At 31.2% G+C, this 17,013-nt stretch carries 17 protein-coding genes; 11 read left to right on the top strand and 6 right to left on the bottom strand.

Annotated features, from left to right (window positions below; translation table 11 throughout):
- Window positions 1-4 precede the first annotated feature (4 nt).
- Window positions 5-2,857, bottom strand: a complete 2,853-nt coding sequence (locus tag JM658_RS12520) for an Npt1/Npt2 family nucleotide transporter (RefSeq protein WP_236959614.1) — start codon at window positions 2,855-2,857, stop codon at window positions 5-7.
- Between the two features lie 12 nt (window positions 2,858-2,869).
- On the bottom strand, window positions 2,870-3,853 hold the full coding sequence (locus JM658_RS12515; protein ID WP_236959613.1) for a serine hydrolase: 984 nt from the start codon (window positions 3,851-3,853) through the stop codon (window positions 2,870-2,872).
- Between the two features lie 460 nt (window positions 3,854-4,313).
- On the opposite strand from JM658_RS12515, the gene JM658_RS12510 reads away from it, so the two are divergent.
- The 8 genes from JM658_RS12510 (at window position 4,314) to JM658_RS12475 (ending at window position 9,910) form a co-directional block, all read left to right on the top strand.
- A complete protein-coding gene (locus JM658_RS12510) occupies window positions 4,314-5,777 on the top strand; it encodes a phytoene desaturase family protein (RefSeq protein ID WP_236959612.1) in 1,464 nt (487 codons plus the stop codon).
- The gene (locus tag JM658_RS12505; protein ID WP_236959611.1) at window positions 5,774-6,625 is read left to right on the top strand and encodes a phytoene/squalene synthase family protein; all 852 of its coding nucleotides are present in this window, start codon (window positions 5,774-5,776) and stop codon (window positions 6,623-6,625) included. Before JM658_RS12510 ends, JM658_RS12505 begins: the two co-directional genes overlap by 4 nt.
- Window positions 6,622-7,071, top strand: coding sequence for a sterol desaturase family protein (locus tag JM658_RS12500; protein WP_236959610.1), 450 nt, complete (start codon window positions 6,622-6,624; stop codon window positions 7,069-7,071). The genes JM658_RS12505 and JM658_RS12500 overlap by 4 nt, the downstream gene beginning before the upstream one ends.
- Complete coding sequence (locus JM658_RS12495; RefSeq protein ID WP_236959609.1) at window positions 7,071-7,769, top strand: lycopene cyclase domain-containing protein; 699 nt, start codon at window positions 7,071-7,073, stop codon at window positions 7,767-7,769. Before JM658_RS12500 ends, JM658_RS12495 begins: the two co-directional genes overlap by 1 nt.
- Window positions 7,759-8,244 (top strand): SRPBCC family protein, encoded by a 486-nt coding sequence (locus tag JM658_RS12490; RefSeq protein ID WP_236959608.1) that lies wholly within the window; start codon window positions 7,759-7,761, stop codon window positions 8,242-8,244. The genes JM658_RS12495 and JM658_RS12490 overlap by 11 nt, the downstream gene beginning before the upstream one ends.
- Before the next feature lie 94 nt (window positions 8,245-8,338).
- Window positions 8,339-8,911, top strand: coding sequence for an RNA polymerase sigma factor (locus JM658_RS12485; protein WP_236959607.1), 573 nt, complete (start codon window positions 8,339-8,341; stop codon window positions 8,909-8,911).
- A 2-nt stretch (window positions 8,912-8,913) separates the two neighbouring features.
- On the top strand, window positions 8,914-9,090 hold the full coding sequence (locus JM658_RS12480; RefSeq protein WP_236959606.1) for a hypothetical protein: 177 nt from the start codon (window positions 8,914-8,916) through the stop codon (window positions 9,088-9,090).
- Window positions 9,083-9,910, top strand: coding sequence for a mechanosensitive ion channel family protein (locus tag JM658_RS12475; protein WP_236959605.1), 828 nt, complete (start codon window positions 9,083-9,085; stop codon window positions 9,908-9,910). The genes JM658_RS12480 and JM658_RS12475 overlap by 8 nt, the downstream gene beginning before the upstream one ends.
- A 447-nt stretch (window positions 9,911-10,357) precedes the next feature.
- On the opposite strand, the gene JM658_RS12470 is transcribed toward JM658_RS12475, so the two are convergent.
- Window positions 10,358-11,872, bottom strand: coding sequence for a helicase HerA-like domain-containing protein (locus JM658_RS12470; protein ID WP_236959604.1), 1,515 nt, complete (start codon window positions 11,870-11,872; stop codon window positions 10,358-10,360).
- A 214-nt stretch (window positions 11,873-12,086) separates the two neighbouring features.
- Here JM658_RS12470 and JM658_RS12465 point away from each other — a divergent pair, with 214 nt between their 5' ends.
- Window positions 12,087-12,719 carry a 7-carboxy-7-deazaguanine synthase QueE gene (locus JM658_RS12465; protein WP_236959603.1) on the top strand — a complete coding sequence of 211 codons (633 nt, stop codon included), beginning with the start codon at window positions 12,087-12,089 and terminating at the stop codon, window positions 12,717-12,719.
- Window positions 12,720-12,757: 38 nt separating this feature from the next.
- Here the strand turns inward: JM658_RS12465 and JM658_RS12460 are convergent, their stop codons facing one another.
- Window positions 12,758-13,465, bottom strand: a complete 708-nt coding sequence (locus tag JM658_RS12460) for a class I SAM-dependent methyltransferase (RefSeq protein WP_236959602.1) — start codon at window positions 13,463-13,465, stop codon at window positions 12,758-12,760.
- The gene (locus tag JM658_RS12455) at window positions 13,466-14,137 is read right to left on the bottom strand and encodes a hypothetical protein (RefSeq protein ID WP_236959601.1); all 672 of its coding nucleotides are present in this window, start codon (window positions 14,135-14,137) and stop codon (window positions 13,466-13,468) included.
- Window positions 14,138-14,358: 221 nt separating this feature from the next.
- Between JM658_RS12455 and JM658_RS12450 the strand changes: the two genes are divergently transcribed.
- Together JM658_RS12450 and JM658_RS12445 are read left to right on the top strand one after the other, a co-directional pair.
- Window positions 14,359-14,853: a YkgJ family cysteine cluster protein gene (locus JM658_RS12450; RefSeq protein WP_236959600.1), complete on the top strand. Its 495-nt coding sequence runs from the start codon at window positions 14,359-14,361 to the stop codon at window positions 14,851-14,853.
- Between the two features lie 97 nt (window positions 14,854-14,950).
- Window positions 14,951-15,787: a thioredoxin domain-containing protein gene (locus JM658_RS12445; protein WP_236959599.1), complete on the top strand. Its 837-nt coding sequence runs from the start codon at window positions 14,951-14,953 to the stop codon at window positions 15,785-15,787.
- Here the strand turns inward: JM658_RS12445 and JM658_RS12440 are convergent.
- Entirely contained in the window at window positions 15,778-17,010 is a 1,233-nt protein-coding gene (locus JM658_RS12440; protein ID WP_236959598.1) for an exo-beta-N-acetylmuramidase NamZ family protein, read from the bottom strand. The two genes, JM658_RS12445 and JM658_RS12440, sit on opposite strands and share 10 nt — an antisense overlap.
- Window positions 17,011-17,013: the final 3 nt, after the last annotated feature.

Genomic DNA, 17,013 nt, shown 5'->3' with positions numbered 1-17,013 from the left:
TATTTTAACGGTTTGGAACAGTCTCCTGTGAAGAAAGGTATTCTATAACCTGAAAAGATTGATTTCTAATTGAAATATTTTTGTCCTTTAATGCCATTTCTAATAAGGGAATAAAATTCTTATTATTAGTTTTTTCAATAAGGTAGATAACAGCATGCTTTAATTTAGTATCATTCCTTTCTAGTAGGAGTTTATAGCATTCAACTTCACTATATATTTTAAGATTTAGCTTTTTTATAAGCTCGTTAGAAATTTCATTATCAACAAGTGCAGATTCAGCGATAGGGATTAGCTCTTTTTTTAGTTGAATATCCAACATGCTATCAAGAAACTCTATGGCATTAGCACGTTGTTCTTCAGGGCCATTTAGAATAATTTGTAATACTGAATCAATGTCTGAAGGTGGATACTTTATTCCTAAAAACCCAAAAATCCTGTGTAATTGCCTATCTAATCTTTGTTCTAATATCCGAATGAGCCCATTTCTGGCTTCCTTTTCTTCTTTATGGTTTTCATTAACGTCTTTATATTTAATAATAATCTGAGAATGTAAAGAAGAAAGCATGCTTTCATAGATATAACATTCTTGAAGTATTTTTTCAACTATAAAACGGTCTTTTATTTTAAGTTTTGGGTTGTCATTTTTTAGTCTTCGTAACGATTCTATAGCTTCAATGGTGATAGAATATTCCCCTTTTTCAACAATTGTTATTAAAGAGTTTATAGCACTTTGGGAATTAAAATGTTCTATGGCCATTGGTATAAAGATGGCATCTTCATGGTCTTCGATGGCTTCATTTATAATTTTATTTTCCAATTCGCTAATAATATTTTTTCCGTGGCTATTAATAGCATCTAAAGCTGTTTTCCTTATATTTTTCTCTGAAAGTTGCTCGATGATATCATCAAGGAATATTGTTTTCTTTGTTTTAGCAGCATTATTAATGGCAGCAATAAGAATATCTTGATCTTTACTCTTAAGGTATTTATGAATTAACGAATAGTATCTTTCGATTTTTAGATTCCCAATGACTTCTAAAATAGTTATAATTTTATTTTTCTCATCCTCCCCTTTTAAGGTCTCTAAAATGGAGATGTCATTGTCTAAATGTTCATATAATCCACAGATACTAATAAGTTTCTTTTTATTATTTAATTCTATTGATAAAGCAATCATGACAGCATTTACTATATCATTATTATCACTTTCAAGTTGATCTTTAATGAAAAATGCTGTTTTCTCTTTGAAGTTTCTTAAAAGATATCTAAAAGCATCAATCTGAACTTCAGGATCTTCATCGAATACAAATTCCTTAATTTTAGAGGATAAATCTTTAGTCCTTAATGAATACAAGTTTTCTATTGCAAGTGCTCTTACACTAGAAGATTCATGCTCTAGCAGTTTTTCAATATCATAGAAAAACCTTTCGTCATTAACCTCTTTCGTTCTATTTAGCATATGCAAAATCTGCCCTTCTGAACCAGTTTTAAACACCCTTTTTATTGTATCTACGATGGAAGAAATAGGCATTTCTTCGTAATGATGGTGTTTTTTTGCCTTTGAGTTTGGCGTGGTAAGTAAGTTTTTAAATGCTACTATATATGCTTTTCTTACCTTCAGAATAAAAAATATCCAAAGCGTAATTAGTATTATAGTAATAAAACTAACATGTGTGGTGGTAAGATCTAAACCGTGAATTAAAAAAATCAGCACAAAGCCTGCAATACCCGTAGCGATGCTGTCTATAACTACATCTATATAAGTCTTTGTTTTCTTTTTTATATCTATTGGGATTGGGATTACAAGTAATTCCATTGCAGCTTTATTTACCGATTGTTTTAAGCTACCATCTACTATTTTTATAAAAATTATAACTGCTAAAACTGGAAATAATAATAAGAGTATGGAACCGATTAAAATTCCTGTTGGAAGCCATAATAACGAATTAGCGACCCCAAATGTCCCAACAATTTTTTTGGTAAAGAAAAGTTGAATCAGAAGTGAAATTACACTTAGCGTAGAGAACCAAAATCCAAAAAATGAAGTAAGTTTCTCTGGGTCGTCAAATGTTTTAAGAGCAAAATCATTATACTGAAAATCTACTAATTTGGCTACTATTACACTTATTCCTACGACACAAGAAATATAGGTAAGTAGCTTAGAGTTCCAAATAAGTTTTAATGGAGATGCTCCTTTATGTTCAATTCTTTTAGACATAGGAACGTGGTGCGTTTTATCGACCTCATTATTCCACATATATCTTGTTATTGGAATACAACCTGATAGTACTATGGCTGCTACGAATAAAATGTTTTCAGAGCTTATAAAATAAGTAAGAACGGAGGTGAGATATCCTCCAAAAATACCTCCAGCAATAGCTCCAGCTCCAATAAAACCAAAAACTCTTTTTGCTTCACGTACATTATAAACAAGATTAGCTAAAATCCAGAACTGTGAAGCTGTTAAAAGTCCATATATGGCTACCCAAATATATGGGATAAACATAAAGTTGCCATGTGCAACTTTAAAAGTGAAGGCAAAGCCAAATATTATCAGGGATAGAATACACCCAATAAGCGTTCTTGTGATAATTTTATTTAAAGTGCATACTTCTAGCCATTTATCATAGAAATAATATCCGATGATAGCAGAAATAGCAGTAAGGATATATGCTTGTGGAAGTGCCTCTGCAGTTAGTTCTGTTAAGAATAGGGAACTAATAGTAGGCTTAACAATAAGAAGCGTAGTTATTATAAGAAAAATATTGAGCTGCAATAAAAGTGTTTTACGCAGCTCATCTTCTTGTATATCAAATATTTTTAAAAGAGATAATCTTAATTTTTCTCCAAATAGCATTAATGAATTTTATTATTGTTTGATTGTTTTTTCAACAGGGAGCACCAAATTTCTCATAATTTGTTCTCCATTGGCATCTTCTATCAAAGCTACTAAAATATATTTTCTTTTCTCACCCCAAACTAAAACAGAATCTGCATGCCAGTTTTTCCAAGTTCCAGATTTGCGATATAAAACCGAATTAGGGTCTATTTTCATTAATGTATTTACAAATTTATGATGTAATTCTGGGTCTTTAAGCATGGCAAGCATATGTTCTGAGCGTTCTTTTGAAACTAACTCTCCATTTGCTAAATTAAAATAGAACCTACATACTTGGTCTGCAGTTGCTGCATGACTTAAATTTTTAATAGGCTCTCTATTTGTAGCACCGCCAGCAGCATATCTTTTACCAACCCATAATCCGCCACCATTTTGCTTTTCATAAAGGTGATATTGGTCGCATGTTAAAACTTCTTCAATTTTTTTATATCCTACTTTATCAATGAGTCTTGTAGCCGCTTGGTTGTTCGACTTGCTAATCATTAAGCGCATGTCCTTTTCTATTTCAGGAGTATGTCTTAATTCTCCTTTCTCAAGAGCATCTTCAACAGCTAATAATATTGCAATCTTAGGTAGACTAGCCGCATACATCATATTATCACCATTAATACTTGCAAATCTTGGATTGGTAGCATCTGTAAGATCTACAACACCGATAGACATTTTCTTAGCATCAATAAGTTGCTTCCACTTAGTGTTTTTTGAAACCTCTCTTAATAATGATTTCTGAAGATCCTTATTAAAATAGTTTTTTAAAGGTTTCGTTGCATACTCATTTAATGGCAGCGAAATGTTTTTAGGTTTATAACTATTAGTAATAGTATCTCTAGAAAACTTCTTTAGTAAATTGTTAGTAAGGTTATTGTTTTTGGCATGTGTACTGTATCCAATCAGTACAAAAAACACCAATGTAGCGCAAATGGCTCCATACTTTATTCTATCAAGCTTCATCATCTTAGAATTAAGTTGTTATAAATGTGTGCAATAGTAATCATTTTTTTGAATCAATGCTTTATTTTTTGAATATTTAACGCTCTAATATGCAAATAATTATATAGTTTTTTGAAAAAATATTTTAATTGTCTGAAAATTCTTATTTATAATTCTTTTTGCTACTTATACCGTGTGTCCTTATTTCCTTTTCATATTAAGTGTATTATTATACGTAATTGTAGTCTTTTTATGGTTAAATGAATAGAAGCGATTCCCTTTTTTCATAAATTTATGAGGAGTGTTAATTTAATTAATGGATTATTAACAAGCTTAATTCAGTGATCTCTCGAATAATTCATGGTTATTTAGTAGAGATTAGGAATGTCTGATATTTTTTGTTTAACTTTATGATTATATAATTAAACAAAATTATTAGATTTGCTAAAGTTTAGAACGAATTATAAAATCTACTTTGATTGGTATGGGGAATAATGTAATAATTATAGGTTCAGGATTTTCCTCATTAGCAGCTGCATGTTATTTACAAAAGTCAGGTAAGAATGTAACTGTATTAGAAAAAAATGAGCAAATAGGGGGAAGGGCTTCTATTTTGGAAGAAGATGGTTTTAAGTTTGATATGGGGCCTTCTTGGTATTGGATGCCAGATATTTTCGAACGTTTTTTTAATGACTTTAATAAGGAAGTTTCTGATTATTATCAATTGAAAAAGTTATCTCCTGCATACAATGTTTATTTTGGAGAGAATGATTTTGTAACTATTGCAGATAAACTTGATACTATTATAAATACATTTGAAGAGACAGATCCAGGAAGTGGTAAGAAATTAGAAAAGTTTATAAAAGAGGCTAAGAAGAATTATGATGTGGCTATGCAAGAATTAGTCTACAAACCAGGGATTTCTATTTTGGAGCTTGTTACTTCAGAGACTGTTTCTCGGCTGAATCTTTTTGTTACTAACATCTCTTCAGAAGTAAAAAAAATTACTAAGAATAAAAAACTACAAAGTATACTTGAATTTCCTGTACTCTTTTTAGGAGCTAAGCCAGAAAAAACTCCTGCTTTCTATAACTTTATGAATTATGCAGATTTTGGAGGGGGCACATGGTATCCTGAAGGAGGAATGAATGAAATCGTGAAAGGAATGGTAAGCTTAGGAAAGTCTCTTGGAGTAAATTATCGGGTTAATGAAGAGGTAATAGCGATTAAAGCTGAGAATGGTAATGTAAAATCAGTTAAAACGAATCTTAAAGATTATAATGCGGATATAGTTGTTTCTGGTGCAGATTATGCACATACAGAAACGCTGTTATCTTCAGAATTACGCAACTTCAAGGAGGAATATTGGGATAAGAAAACTTTTGCTCCTTCTGCTTTTTTGTACTACGTTGGATATACGGGAGATGCTGAAGAATTAGAGCATCATAATTTATTTTTCGATACTGATTTTAAACTGCATGCCGAAGAAATTTATGATAAAAAGTGCTTGCCAGGAGCTCCGCTTTTTTATGCTAACTTTCCATCTAAAACGGATAAATCCCTAGCACCAAAAGGAATGTCGACAGCATTTTTTCTTATTCCAGTAGCTGTAGATATCGATGATAATGAGCAGATGCACGATCGTTATTTTGATTTAATAATGAAACGTTTAGAAAAATGTACAGGTGTAACTTTAAAAGATAGAATCGTATTTAAGAAATCTTTTGGAGTTAATGATTTTAAAACTAGGTATCATTCCTGTAAGGGGAATGCTTACGGGCTCGCAAATACACTATTACAAACGTCTATATTGAGACCTGGAATAAGAAATAAAAAAGTAAACAACCTATTTTACACAGGACAATTAACCGTTCCTGGGCCGGGAGTCCCTCCAGCTCTTATTTCTGGAAAAATTGTTAGTGATTATATTTTAAAACAAAACCTATGACAACCAACTACAAGCTATATCAAAATGTATGTGCTGAAACCAGTAAAATGGTGACAAAAAAGTACAGTACATCTTTCTCGAGGTCTATAATTTATTTGACTCCAGAAATTCGCGAAAACATATATAATATCTATGGTTTTGTACGTTTTGCAGATGAGATTGTAGATACTTTCTATGAGCATGATCGTAAAATTTTATTAGACAGATTTGTAGAAGATTATCATTTAGCCTACAATCAGGGGATTTCATTGAATCCTATTCTTCAAGCTTTTTGCAGGACTCAAAAGGAGTATAATATTCCGCAGCACTTAGTTGATGCATTTATAGAATCTATGTATATGGATTTAGGGGAGATGAAAGATTTAAACTCAGAAGAATATAAAAATTATATATATGGATCTGCTGAGGTTGTTGGTTTAATGTGTTTAAATGTTTTTCTTAAAGGAAATGAAAAGGAATATGAAGCTTTAAAACCATATGCTCAAAGTTTTGGTGCTGCTTTACAAAAAGTGAATTTCTTGAGAGATATTAGTGCAGATTTTCATCAATTAAATCGTACTTACTTTCCAAACGTGGATTTTAATTGCTTTACTTTAGAAGATAAAATTAAGATAGAAGAAGATATTAAAAAAGATTTTCATGAAGCTATGAAGGGGATAAAAAAACTCCCGCTGTCTTCACGTTTTGCAGTCTATCTTGCGTATCTTTATTATACTAGTCTCTTTAAGAAGATCAAAAAAACTGACTCGGAATTACTATTTAAAAAGAGAATCCGAGTGAATAATTTTGAAAAAGTAATGTTATTTTCTAGAATTTATATTCAGAAAAGCTTAAAAATACAGATATGAATTTCATAATTTATCCATTAGTAACGATACTTGTTTTTTGCCTGATGGAAGGGGTAACATGGCTTACACATAAATATGTAATGCATGGCTTTATGTGGTATTTTCATGATGATCATCACCAACCTGGGTATCCTCATACTTTTGAGAGAAACGATTTCTTTTTTGTGATTTTTGCAATCCCCTGTATAGCGTTGTTTTACTTTGGAACAATGGATGGGATTAATATACTATTCTTTATAGGTCTTGGAATTCTCTTCTACGGAATAGCCTATTTCTTGGTCCATGATGTACTAATACATCAGCGTTTTAAATGGTTTAAAAGAACAAATAATAAGTACTTAAAAGGGTTGAGAAAGGCGCATAAAATACATCATAAACATTTGGGAAAAGAAGATGGAGAATGCTTCGGAATGCTTTTTGTTCCTAAGAAATATTTTAAAATGTAGTGGAAAAGTATCTTTATTTATTATTGGATGTTTTTAGTTTCTTAATACCTTTTCTTTATAGTTTTGAGCGTAAACGCCTTCATTTTATTCAATATTGGAAACCTTATTTTGCGGCTATTATTCTTGTAGGAGTCTTTTTTGTAGGATGGGATATTTACTTCACTATTGAGGATGTTTGGGGTTTTAACGATCGTTATTTAGTAGGAATAGATATTTTTCACCTTCCAATAGAAGAGTGGCTTTTCTTTTTATTAATTCCATACGCAAGTAATTTTATTCACTATTCATTACTTTACTTTTTTCCTTCACCGAGACTAGGCGCTAAAACAGTTAAATATGTAAGTGCATTACTATTTTTAGTTGCAGTTTCTGTAGCCATTACAAATTACAATAAGATTTATACGCTATGTAGCTTTGGACTGTTTAGCTTGTTAATGTTCCTTCAAATTATAAGAAATTACAGTATCTTAAGAAGATATCTACTGTCTTTTTTAATAATTCTAATTCCTTTTTATATTGTTAATTCATGGCTTACAGGATCTTTTACAGATGAGCCAATTGTGTATTATAACGATATGGAGAATTTAGGAATTAGAGTTGGTACTATTCCTGTCGAGGATTTCTTTTATTGTTTTTCTCTGCTCTACGGAAGTGTTTTATTGTTTGAATATTTTAAAAGAACTAGCAATGAGTCTTAAGCTTACATATCAGTCTGGAATTTATCAATTGAAAACTTCTCAAATTTTAAATTCAGAAATCGAAACTGTTTGGGATTATTTTTCAAAGCCTAAAAACTTAAATGAACTTACTCCAAAGGATATGGATTTTAAGATAACTTCTTCGCCATCTGAAGAAGCGTATACAGGGCAGATAATTACTTATTCTATTAAAATCCTTCCTTTTGTTCGCTCAAACTGGGTTACGGAAATAACACACGTTGAAAATCAAAAGATTTTTATAGACGAGCAACGTTTTGGTCCATATGTTATGTGGCATCATGAACATCATTTTAAAAGTACTCCCGACGGAAAAACAGCAATGAATGATATTGTGTCTTATAAATTGCCATTAGGGTTTTTAGGAAGATTAGTAGCTGGTAAAATAATAGGAAATCGTATCATAAAAATTTTTAACTTTAGAGAAACAGCTACAGATGCTATTTTTAGAAAATGAATGCACGTTGAGTTATAAATAAAAATGTGACCATTTTCTAGTTTATGTGTCTAAATGAGTAAAACCCAACTATGAGCTTAAACGATATATTATTTTGGATCGATCACAAGTAGACGATAATATAGATGATGAGACGCTCGTAGCTAAGATTGTAGCTACAAATAATACGCATTTATTTGCCATTTTATACGACAGGTATTCACACGTTGTATATAATAAATGCCTCAGTTTTACACATGCTTCAGAGGAGGCACAGGATTTAACTCACGATATATTTATTCATTTATTTTTAAAGCTTAAAACCTATAAAGGAAATGCTAAGTTTTCTACATGGTTATATTCTTTTACCTATAATTTCTGTGTGAATTATGTGCAACGTAATATGAATAAGAGAAATAAAAAATTCATTTTAACTGATGAAATACCAACCAATACCGAAAATTATGAAGAAATTGATGACGAAAACATTTATCAAATGAAGTCTGATAACCTTAATCTGGCCCTTAAAGAGATGGAGCCAAATGACAAAATGATCTTGTTGATGCGTTATCAAGATGATTTGTCGATTAAAGAGATTCAAGATTTATTAGAGATAGGTGCCAGCGCAGTTAAAATGCGATTGAATAGAGCTAAAGGACGTTTAATTGAAATATATAACAACCTGTAGTAATGGATAATCCTTTCAAAAAAATAATAAGCAACGAGAAATTACCAGAATCTGTAAAAGGAAAGGTAATGGAAGATGTTGATATGATTAAATTATCACTAGATATTGCAGATCTATTTATGATAAAGTATCCAGATACATTGACTGACATTTTAAATTTAAAAGATAAAGATGAATAAAATTATACAAGCAAACCTGAATTTTGAAATACTAAACAACCTATATAGCGACTTTGTAGATGTGTTGCCAATTATTTTAGGAACTATTTTTTATATAGTTATAAGCTGGCTTTTGCTGAAGTTTATATTATTTATAGTAAAGAAATCTCTTAAGTTTACTAAAATAGATTCTCTTTTTGAAAATGCGAATGATAAAAACCCTTTGTTTGGTTCTAGCATAAAAATAAAGCCAACAAAGATAATTTTGGCCTTTATAAAATGGTTTTTAATATTGATTTTAATTATTGTAGGTTCCGATATATTAGGACTTACCATTGTTTCTAATGAAGTAGGAAAATTAGTTGAATACCTTCCAAAGATATTCAGTGCTGTATTGATATTCTTTGTGGGAATTTATGGTGCCATTCTTCTGAGAAAGACAATCCAATCTGGATTGAAAGCTTTCGACATGAACGGATCAAAGGCAATAAGTATGATTGTTTTTTATTTAGTTTTTGTAGTGGTATCTGTAATGGCTTTAAATCAAGCGGGAGTAGATACAGAAATAATCACTAAAAACTTTTTCCTAATTATAGGTGCATTTTTAGCAGCCTTTGCAATAGCATTTGGACTCGGTTCTCGAGAGGTGATTTTTAGATTGTTATTAGGTTTTTATTCTAGAAAGAATTTTGCCATAGGTAAACGTATTAGGTTTGATGATGTAGAGGGCGTAGTTCTTTCTATAAATAATATATCTATGGTAATAAAAAGTGATAATAATAAGAAGATAGTGGTACCAATAAAATTAATTGTAAATAAAAAAATAGAAATTTTAGATTAATTAAATATATGTTTATCAGTATGTTAGATTCGTTTTTATTAAATAGTTTTAAAAAAATATAAAAAAAGATGTGACCTATTAGAAAATGATGTGTCTAAATTAATACAAGAGAAGTTTGAGGGAACTTTTTTAGGATAACACACAATTAATAGACATCATTTATGGAAATGTTTTTTTTACTTATTCAGCTTTTATTTTTGCCAGGTTTAATTTTATTGGGTTTAATTAGTTGGTATGACTATAAAAAGTCTAAAGAAAGCTATATGAAATTGAAAAATGCAGTGGTAAAGAAAGATTTTTAATAAGATGTTGCACTTTGGGGAAGTGTATTGAAACCACATTTTTCTAAAAAATTGAAACGGGACTTAATTTATTAAGTCCCGTTTTTTTATGCACTATATTTAGCATACCATAATATTACTATTGTAAATATTTATATAGTGTTTACTATCGCATCGCTTTGTTTAAAATGCCCATCACACCTCTAATAAAAGTAGCACTAGTAAGTACTTTAAGAATAGGATTCATAGCGCTACTTTTTCTAGTAGTACTTTTAGAAACCTTTTTTTGAGCCTCTTTTGCTTTTTCTTGGGCTTCTTCTGTTTGAGACTTTTCTATCTTACGATTTAGAATCTCGTAAGCGCTGTCTCTATCAATCACTTCATTGTATTTATTAATGAGTTTAGAATTGTTCAAGACATCTTCTATTTCTGAGTCAGTAAGTATGTCCATTCTGCTCATGGGCGCTCTAAGCATGGTTGCAGAAAGTGGAGTAGGTCGTCCTTTTTCATCTAAAGCAGAGATTAAAGCTTCTCCAATCCCTAACGATGTAAGCACTTCCGCAGTATTATAAAATTCAGAAATAGGATAGTTTTCGGCAGTTAACTTTATAGCTTTCCTGTCTTTAGCAGTAAAAGCACGTAATGCATGTTGTATCTTAAGACCTAGCTGAGATAATACAGCATCCGGGACATCTGTTGGATTTTGAGTAACAAAATAAAGACCAATTCCTTTTGATCGAATCAATTTTACAATGCTCTCTATTTGATTTTTTAGAGCAGAGGAGGCTTCGTTAAATATTAGGTGTGCTTCATCTATAAAAATGACTAATTCTGGTCTGTCGCTATCTCCTTGTTCAGGGAAAGTAGAATATACTTCTGCTAGCAAGCTTAGCATAAAGGTAGAAAAGAGCTTAGGCTTGTCTTGAATATCTGTTAGTCTAATGATATTTATAAAACCTTGTCCGTTTTTATCAATTCGAACCAAATCGTCAACATCAAAAGATTTTTCTCCAAAAAATAAATCGGCTCCTTGCTGTTCTAGCTCTATAATCTTTCTTAAGATAGCTCCCGTAGAAGAAGTTGAAATTCTTCCGTAAGCTTCTTTAAATTCTTCTTTGCCTTCAGAAGTAGCATATTGTAATATTTTTTTGAAATCTTTTAAGTCTAGGAGTGGTAATTTATTATCATCGCAATATTTAAAAAGTACAGCTACAATTCCTTGCTGTGTATCGGTAAGATCTAAAATTCGCGACAATAAAATAGGTCCAAACTCTGAAACAGTAGCCCTTAGTTTTACACCTTTTTGCTCTGAGAGTGTAAGAATATCAATTGGGAATTTTTTAGCTTGATACGGAAAACCAATTTTAGCATGACGCTCGTCAATTTTAGTATTCTTGTCACCAGGTTGTGCTAGTCCGCTCAAATCCCCTTTTAAGTCCATTAATAAAACAGGAATTCCTTTTTCAGACAGGTTTTCTGCTAGAATCTGAAGGGTTTTAGTTTTTCCAGTTCCTGTGGCTCCGGCAATAAGTCCATGACGATTTAAAGTTTTAAGAGGGATTTTTACATAGGCTTCTTGTATCGGTTCACCATCTAACATTGCGGCTCCTATATTAATATAATCTCCTTTGGTAGTATTTCCTTCTGTTATATGCTTAAAAAAAGCTTCTTTATTGCTCATAAACTTAAATTCTTTGCTACTAAAATAGTCTAAACTTTATTAAGTTGAAAGGGATATTTTCTAATAACTTACTTATGTATGATTGTATGAAAAGTTAATTTCTGTAACGAATGATTATTTAGTAGGATAAGCTATTTTCTTCTAAAATGAGAAACAATATAACTTCATAACTAAGGAGCTTAAAAAATATAAAAGGAAACCGTATCTTTGCAGCATGACAAAAGAAGCAATTTTAGCGAAGGTAAATGCAGGAGAAATGCTTCCATTAATGGAGGAGTTTTACACGATACAAGGGGAGGGATTTCATAAAGGAACAGCAGCTTATTTCATAAGAATAGGAGGTTGTGATGTAGGTTGCCATTGGTGTGATGTGAAAGAAAGTTGGAATGCAGATACGCATCCCCCGACTGCTGTGGAAACCATTGTTGAGAATGCTGCTAAATATTCTGATACAATTGTAATTACTGGAGGGGAACCTCTAACTTGGGATATGACCTATATTACCTCTAAGTTGAAAGAAAAGGGTTTGAAAATCCACATAGAAACTTCTGGGGCTTATGAGCTAACAGGTACTTGGGATTGGATTTGTTTATCTCCAAAAAAGTTAAAACTGCCAACAGCTGAAGTGTATGAGAAAGCACATGAGTTGAAGTGTATTGTTTATAATAAAAGTGACTTTAAGTTTGCTGAAGAGCAAGCAGCAAAAGTTAATAAAGATTGCATTTTATACCTGCAACCAGAATGGAGTAAGCGTGATACCATTATTCCTGAAATTGTAGAATATGTAATGAAAAATCCTAAATGGAAAGTATCGCTACAGACTCATAAATACCTAAACATTCCTTAAAAGGCCCGTAGTATCTCTTTTTATTTTTTAAGATATTTTCATGCGATTGTAATTTTTGCTAAGTAGTCGTAGTTATCACCTGTAGCTATTTGCTCGCATTTTAGGCCTACCATTTCACAGAAAAGGGATAAGGTATTAAAGTCTAAATAGAGCCAAGTAGTAGTTTCTACTTCACCTTTATATTTAAGAGTATAGGTGAGTTCGCCATAGTAATCGTTGTCCATTGGCACCCATTTCCCACCATCTTCATCTTCATCGAACATATAGATAATATCAGAAGAATCGATTAGAATTTGTCCCTTTTCAGAAAGTAAACTTTTTAAATGTTTTAGCTTTTCTGGAACACTTTTATAAGTTCCAAAAATTCCAGTTCCATTCATCAACATCAAAATAGTATCGTATTTCTTTTCTTTTAGTTGAAAAATATCCTGTTGGATAACATTTTTGACACCCCTTTCTTTAGTGATTTTAATTGCACCTTCAGAAATATCTAAAGCAGTCACAGAAAGCTTTTTTGTTTCTTGTAAGTATAATGAATGACTTCCTGCACCACAGCCTATATCTAGCACGTTTCCAAAACTTTCCTTTAAAGCTTCTCTTTCTAAAGGAGGCATATCTTTATAACTTCTAAATAAATAAGAGATAGGAAGAACGTCCTCATCAGAGATGGAAGTTTCTGTTAATATATCTTCCGATAGGTTTTTGTGATAATAATCGAGTATTGCTTTTCCGAAGAGATCTTTCATTTATTGGTTGAGGTTGATGTAATATTTAAAAAAAGTAATAAGATCATCTTCTTTCTTTAAGTTTAGCTTGTTTTCTTTTACAAACTTATCTAGTTGTTTATTATTAAACTGACTTAAAATTTTCTTTGTGTTGTTTTCTAATGGAATAGCGTATAAATTACTTTTTAATTTAATATAGTATTCTTCATTATTACTAAATTTAGCAGGTTTGCTTTTTTGGTAGCCCGTATTAGCTTCTTCTGGAGGGTAGTATGTTTTAGTATATTTATTCAAGAGCATATCGTCTTTAGAACATGCAATGCAAGACAAATAACCAGTCTTCTTTACCTCATTATCTATGTAATTCATTAAGTATAGTTTTTCTCCATGTACTTCATATGAGAAATTTGACTTAGTAGAGCCTTTATATATCTCAGATTCAGATACTTTTATTTCAATAAAGTCTTTGTAGACATTATAGCGTAAATCTACATTTTCATATACCTTTTCATCCGTGAGAATTTTACCTTTTGTGAATTCATCTCCTTTAAGGTAAGGAGAGCCATCAACTCCAGCGAATTCATTAGAACTTCTAGTATCTATTAATGTACCACTTTGATATCCGTATAAATCACGTTGGGCATGGAGTAATGTGAATGTTAAGACGCAGAATAATAATAGTATTTTTTTCATAAGATTTAATTCTTTTGTTCTAAACTAACTACAATTTTATTTAAAAACAAGGTTTAAGAAGGTAATGCAATAAAATTAATTCAATAATTATTTTTTAGTATTATGTATACTTTAACATTGTACGCCTTCACAAAGGTAGTAAGTTAATGGATAGTGTAGTGTAATAGAAAGACTAATAAAAGATGTTTTTGTATTTTTGCTTCTGAAAGAATCTAGATTTTATGGATGAGTTTTTAAGACAATTACCGCAACTGGCAAAAGATAAGCAAAGTGAAAACAAGAAGTATTTCGCGAAGCTTAAAAAGAAACCGCCAAAAGATCTAGACTATGTAATGCAAGACCTACATGATGCTGAGTTTGAAAAAACAGACTGTTTAACATGTGCAAATTGCTGCAAAACTACTGGACCATTATTTACTAATGCAGATATTGAGCGTATTTCTAAACACTTTAAACAAAAACCACAGCAGTTTATAGATTCCTATTTAAGAATTGATGAGGATAATGATTACGTTTTGCAAGAAGTTCCGTGTACTTTTTTAGGAGCTGATAATTATTGTTTAATTTATGATGTGCGCCCTAAGGCTTGTAGGGAATACCCACATACCGATAGGAAGAAATTTCAACAGATAAGTAATCTTACTATTAAAAATACTTTTATATGTCCTGCTGTTTATAACATTGTAGAGGCTATGAAATCACGTTTGCCAAAGTAACCTTATTGAATTTTATGACTGTGAGTTGTGATTAAATTCTATTATATTGTTATTTTTTAATGAAAATAAATATCTTAGAAGGAAAATAACCTAACATATGAAGCGAATAATTACTTTACTACTAATATTGGTGGCTGTTCAAAGCGGGTATAGTACTAACTGGATGACTTCTTTTGAAGATGCTCAAAAATTAGCATTGGTCCAAAATAAACTTATAGTAGTCGATTTTTGGGCGACTTGGTGTGGCCCATGCAAAAAGATGGACGTTGATGCTTGGAATACAGAAGAGGTTAGTAAGCTTATTATGGATGGTTTTGTTCCTTTAAAAATAGATATAGATTCAGAAACAGCTTTTGCGAGAAGATATGGGGTGAATTCAATCCCTAATATTTTTGTTATCGACCCTAATGGTGAAATAGTTGCTAGCGATGTTGGATATAAGAGTAAAGTTAATCTAATTAAATACTTGAAAAAGTATATGCTAAACACTTCTTTCCTGAATAGAGAAATGGTAAGTTATTTTCAAAATGAGAACTTTGCTTCCACATTTAGGTTAGCAAAAAAATATATGGATTACTCTCTTTTAGTTGATGATGAAGTTAAGAATGAATTTTACACATTAGCAGATACTTATTTAAACAAATCAAGTAAATTGGTTACTAATCAACCTAAGTTTGAGGAAAAATTGGCATTATTAGAAATGACTATAGATGTTTACAGGGGTAACCATAAAAGGGTGTCTAGAAAGCTTTCTAAAACGAAAGAGGAAGATCTTGATGCAATAAATAAATGTGATTTTTATTTTTTAAATTATTGCATCTCTCGTAACGATGAGGATGAAGATCAAGCCCTAGTATGGTTAGATAAATTAAAGCAAACAAATAATTTTGAAGTGTATAATTCAAAAATAAATCTTGTATTCAATCAATCGTAAATCATATATTTTTTTCTGATTTTCTTGAAGCTCTCTAAATCAGTTTTCCAAGAAGCTCTTATTTCATCATTACTCTTTCCTGCTTCGATTTGTTTTTGTAGTGTTTCATTTCCTGCATGGAGTGTGAAGCCAGCAGTTTTAAAGAATTTAGATTTATCGTTACTGTTTTGATATGCTTTTATAATCCATTCCATAGAAACCTCTTTTGGAGGAGTAACTTCAGACAGGTCTTCACCATAACAAACAACACCATCATGTTTTGGAGCTTTAGACCCAAAGTTGGGTTTCGGAGTATATTCAAAAGAAAAAACATTTTTATCTAGCCACGGAGCACCATAACGTTGAAACTGAAATTCGGTACCACGACCAGCATTAATATTTGTTCCTTCAAAAAGGCCTAAGCTAGGATATAACAATATGGATTGATCGTTTGGTAGATTCGGAGAAGGACGAATTGCGAGATGATAACTAGAATTATGATCGTAATTTTTTACAGGAATAACCGTTATGTCACATTGAACTTTGTTTGCTAGCCACTTCTCTCCATTAAGCATTTTTCCATACTCACCGATAGTTAACCCATAAACAAGTGGAATAGGCACTTTTCCAAGGAAACTAGCGTGCTCTATTTCTAAGGTAGGCCCATCTACATAACTTGCATTGGGGTTTGGTCTGTCTAGAATAATTAACGGAATATTATTCTCAGCACAGGCTTCCATCACTAAATGAAGTGTTGAGGTATAGGTATAAAAACGGACACCAACATCTTGAATGTCGAAAACCATAACATCAAGGTCTTTAAGTTGGGTAGCAGCTGGTTTTTTATGCTTTCCGTATAGAGAAACCACTTCTAAACCTGTTTTAGCGTCTTTATTACCTTCTATTAATTCTCCCGCATCAGCTTTACCACGGAATCCATGTTCAGGAGAAAATATCTTTTTAATATCAATATTTAAATTAGATAAAGAATCTACTAAATGAGTGTAAGTGCCATCATCTTTAAAAATAACAGATGTTTGATTGGCAACAACACCTACTTTCTTGTTTTTTAATAGCGGTAAATATTGGTCTGTTCTATTTGCTCCCACTATAATTTTAGCTTCCTTAGCTGGGGTCTTATCTATATTTACAGTCTCTTTTTTTTCTTGATGACCATTCGCACAGGAAATCACTAAAAAAAACAATAATAAAAATGTATTTTTGAAACTTATAAAGTATCTCATAGT

This window comes from Joostella atrarenae (genome assembly GCF_021764745.1).
GTDB classification, from domain to species: domain Bacteria; phylum Bacteroidota; class Bacteroidia; order Flavobacteriales; family Flavobacteriaceae; genus Galbibacter; species Galbibacter atrarenae.
The sequence above is the reverse complement of the archived record's forward strand: the minus strand, read 5'-3'. Positions and strand labels throughout refer to the sequence as shown.

Excerpts from the sequence above, each read along its gene's own strand:
- JM658_RS12445 (WP_236959599.1), top strand. The coding sequence starts at position 14,951 with ATGAAGCGAATAATTACTTTACTACTAATATTGGTGGCTGTTCAAAGC.
- JM658_RS12520 (WP_236959614.1), bottom strand. The coding sequence starts at position 2,857 with ATGCTATTTGGAGAAAAATTAAGATTATCTCTTTTAAAAATATTTGAT.
- JM658_RS12470 (WP_236959604.1), bottom strand. The coding sequence starts at position 11,872 with ATGAGCAATAAAGAAGCTTTTTTTAAGCATATAACAGAAGGAAATACT.
- JM658_RS12460 (WP_236959602.1), bottom strand. The coding sequence starts at position 13,465 with ATGAAAGATCTCTTCGGAAAAGCAATACTCGATTATTATCACAAAAAC.
- JM658_RS12455 (WP_236959601.1), bottom strand. The coding sequence starts at position 14,137 with ATGAAAAAAATACTATTATTATTCTGCGTCTTAACATTCACATTACTC.
- JM658_RS12465 (WP_236959603.1), top strand. The coding sequence starts at position 12,087 with ATGACAAAAGAAGCAATTTTAGCGAAGGTAAATGCAGGAGAAATGCTT.
- JM658_RS12475 (WP_236959605.1), top strand. The coding sequence starts at position 9,083 with ATGAATAAAATTATACAAGCAAACCTGAATTTTGAAATACTAAACAAC.
- JM658_RS12480 (WP_236959606.1), top strand. The coding sequence starts at position 8,914 with ATGGATAATCCTTTCAAAAAAATAATAAGCAACGAGAAATTACCAGAA.
- JM658_RS12515 (WP_236959613.1), bottom strand. The coding sequence starts at position 3,853 with ATGATGAAGCTTGATAGAATAAAGTATGGAGCCATTTGCGCTACATTG.
- JM658_RS12490 (WP_236959608.1), top strand. The coding sequence starts at position 7,759 with ATGAGTCTTAAGCTTACATATCAGTCTGGAATTTATCAATTGAAAACT.
- JM658_RS12440 (WP_236959598.1), bottom strand. The coding sequence starts at position 17,010 with ATGAGATACTTTATAAGTTTCAAAAATACATTTTTATTATTGTTTTTT.
- JM658_RS12505 (WP_236959611.1), top strand. The coding sequence starts at position 5,774 with ATGACAACCAACTACAAGCTATATCAAAATGTATGTGCTGAAACCAGT.
- JM658_RS12450 (WP_236959600.1), top strand. The coding sequence starts at position 14,359 with ATGGATGAGTTTTTAAGACAATTACCGCAACTGGCAAAAGATAAGCAA.
- JM658_RS12510 (WP_236959612.1), top strand. The coding sequence starts at position 4,314 with ATGGGGAATAATGTAATAATTATAGGTTCAGGATTTTCCTCATTAGCA.
- JM658_RS12500 (WP_236959610.1), top strand. The coding sequence starts at position 6,622 with ATGAATTTCATAATTTATCCATTAGTAACGATACTTGTTTTTTGCCTG.